A 3,366-nucleotide genomic window follows, 5' to 3' on the forward strand; every position below is an offset into this window, starting at 1 on the left:
AAAGCACTGCAGAAATTCGTCAAAATTTTCTTGACTTTTTCCATAGCAAAGGACATGAAATAGTTGCAAGTAGTTCTCTCGTTCCCCACAATGATCCAACGCTATTATTTACTAATGCGGGAATGAATCAGTTTAAAGATGTCTTTCTTGGTATTGATAAACGCCCATATACCAGAGCAACAACGTCACAACGTTGTGTTCGTGCTGGTGGGAAACATAATGATCTTGATAATGTCGGGTATACAGCTCGACATCATACTTTTTTCGAAATGTTAGGTAATTTCAGTTTTGGCGATTACTTTAAACATGATGCTATTCATTTTGCATGGGAATTATTAACTAGCAAACAATGGTTTAATTTACCAAAAGATAAGCTAACAGTGACTGTTTATGCTTCCGATGATGAAGCATATGCCATTTGGGAAAATGAAATTGGTATTCCTAAAGAACGTATAATACGTATTGGCGATAATAAAGGTGCACCTTATGCGTCAGATAACTTCTGGCAAATGGGAGATACCGGACCGTGTGGGCCTTGTACAGAAATCTTCTATGATCATGGCGATCATATTTGGGGAGGACCTCCAGGTAGTGCTGAAGAAGATGGCGATCGATTTATAGAAATTTGGAACATCGTCTTTATGCAATTTAATCGTCATCCAGATGGTACTATGGAGCCATTACCTAAACCATCAGTTGATACAGGTATGGGACTTGAACGAATTGCAGCAGTGCTACAACATGTTAATTCTAATTATGAAATAGATCTATTTAAGAAGTTAATAAAAGATGCAGCACAAATTATCCCTACTAAAGACTTAGAGAGCAAATCACTACGAGTGATTGCGGATCATATACGTTCTTGTGCATTTTTAATTTCTGACGGGGTTTTACCATCTAATGAAGGTCGAGGTTACGTATTACGTCGTATTATTCGAAGAGCCGTTCGACATGGGCATATGCTTGGCGCAAAAGGTATCTTTTTCTATAAACTTGTTAAACCATTAATTGATGTGATGGCAAGCGCTGCGGTTGAACTGAATAACAATCGTCAGTTAGTTGAAGAAACACTTAAAATTGAAGAAGAACAATTCTTAAAAACCTTAGAGCGTGGATTGTCTTTATTGGATCAAGAATTAACTAAAATCACTGGAACAATACTTCCAGGTGATGTGGCTTTTAAACTGTATGATACTTATGGTTTCCCATTAGATTTAACGGCTGATGTTTGCCGTGAGAGAAATATTACCATCGACGAAGCTGGCTTTGACAAATGCATGGCAGAACAACGCAAACGTGCACGTGAATCGAGCTCATTTAATGTTGATTATAGTCATGTCATCAAACTAGATGGTAAAACCGAATTTTTAGGTTATCAATCAACTGAATCATCAAGTAAAGTGATAGCTATATTCAAAAATGGCCAAAAAGTTGACCATATTCATGTTGGAGATGAAGCTATTGTTATTTTAGATAAAACTCCATTTTACGGTGAATCAGGTGGACAAATTGGCGATAAAGGTTTATTAACCACTGCCAATTTTGAATTTAGTGTTATAGATAGCCAAAAATATGGTAAAAGCATCGGTCATTTAGGTCAAATAATTAAAGGATCTTTAAAAATTGGTGACCATGTAACAGCCGCAATTGATGTTGAATTAAGAGAACGAATTCGGCGTAACCATTCTGCAACACACTTATTACAAGCAGCTTTACAGCGTATTTTAGGTAATCATGTTCAACAAAAAGGATCGCTAGTAAACGAAAGCTATTTACGCTTTGATTTTTCACATAATCAAGCCATTACACCAGAGCAAATTATTGAAATTGAAGATCTCGTTAACCAACAAATACGTCGTAACTTACCTGTTGATGTTGAACTAATGCCAATAGATAAGGCTAAAAATAAAGGGGCAATGGCGTTATTTGGTGAGAAGTATGAAGATATTGTTAGAGTACTAACAATGGGTGATTTCTCGATTGAACTTTGCGGTGGTACCCACGTAGATAGAACAGGTGATATTGGTCTATTTAAAATTACATCTGAATCGAGTATTGCTTCTGGGGTACGCCGCATTGAAGCCACATCTGGGCAAAATGCGATGGAATATATTCACCACGATTCGAGCTTATTAAATCAGATAGGATTATTGATTAAAAGTGATAAAACAACGGTATTAACTCGTATTGAGCAACTTCTTGAACAAACAAAGTTGTTAGAAAAAAACATTGAGCAACTAAAAGCACAACAAGCTAGCCAACAAAGTGTAAAATTGCTCAATCAATGTGAAAGAATTAATAATAATAATTTACTAATTGCTAAACTTGAAAACGTCGAAGCAAAAGTATTACGAACCATGATTGATGATCTTAAAAATCAATTAAAATCGGGGGTAATTATTTTAGCTGCCGTCAATGATGGCAAAATCAATTTAGCTGCTGGTGTAACAAATGATTTAATTCATATTGTTAAAGCTGGCGAATTAGTTTCTCAATTAGCATTAAAAGTAGGTGGTAAAGGTGGTGGGCGACCTGATTTCGCTCAAGCAGGTGGAATGGATCTTTCGGCGTTAACAGAGGCTTTATCTTCTGTGAAAAAGGAAATCAGTAATACATTACAAGCAAGTTAGCCAGATACACCTAAATGCTTTAATAGAGTATTGACGTGTATTCTGTAAAATTCCGTCTTTCTGTCTTAATGATGGGGGGCTGACGAAGCTATATCTTAAAATTGTTTGGATATATAAATAACTGAGAGTAGGAGATCTAATGTTAATTTTAACTAGGAGAGTAGGTGAAACACTTATCATTGGTGACGATGTTGTAATTACCATTTTAGGCGTGAAAGGCAATCAAGTCAGAATTGGTATTAATGCACCTAAAGAAGTTTCTATTCATAGAGAAGAGATATACAACAGAATTCATCAAATACCTAACAAAATTGATGAACTATCTGAACCCAAAGAGTAATATTGGGCACGAAATAAACAACTAGCGCGTGTAAGCAAAAAAATGTTTGACTTATTTTTTGTAAACCGTAATATGTGCGCCACACATTATGATTTTATTCCAGTTCGAATAAAATCCTAGTTGTTTAGGTGAGATGGCCGAGAGGCTGAAGGCGCTCCCCTGCTAAGGGAGTATGCGGTCAAAAGCTGCATCGAGGGTTCGAATCCCTCTCTCACCGCCATTTTAAAAAATTAAAATAAGCATCCGTAGCTCAGCTGGATAGAGTACCCGGCTACGAACCGGGCGGTCAGGGGTTCGAATCCCTTCGGATGCACCATTTTTATTTAAGAATATTTCAACAGGCATCCGTAGCTCAGCTGGATAGAGTACCCGGCTACGAACCGGGCGGTCAGGGGT

General features: G+C 37.0%; 2 protein-coding genes and 2 tRNA genes. All 4 read left to right on the forward strand.

What is annotated here, in order from left to right; genetic code table 11:
• On the forward strand, positions 1 to 2,630 hold a 2,630-nt coding region (alaS, locus tag Q0K76_RS12865; RefSeq protein ID WP_294616075.1), incomplete at its 5' end, for an alanine--tRNA ligase.
• 139 nt (positions 2,631 to 2,769) lie between these two features.
• Positions 2,770 to 2,970: a carbon storage regulator CsrA gene (gene csrA / locus Q0K76_RS12870; protein ID WP_294616076.1), complete on the forward strand. Its 201-nt coding sequence runs from the start codon at positions 2,770 to 2,772 to the stop codon at positions 2,968 to 2,970.
• 127 nt (positions 2,971 to 3,097) lie between these two features.
• Positions 3,098 to 3,190 (forward strand) — tRNA-Ser (locus tag Q0K76_RS12875).
• 19 nt (positions 3,191 to 3,209) lie between these two features.
• Positions 3,210 to 3,286, forward strand: a tRNA-Arg gene (locus tag Q0K76_RS12880).
• Positions 3,287 to 3,366 lie beyond the last annotated feature (80 nt).

This window comes from uncultured Gilliamella sp., assembly GCA_945271295.1.
In the GTDB taxonomy this organism is placed as follows: domain Bacteria; phylum Pseudomonadota; class Gammaproteobacteria; order Enterobacterales; family Orbaceae; genus Gilliamella.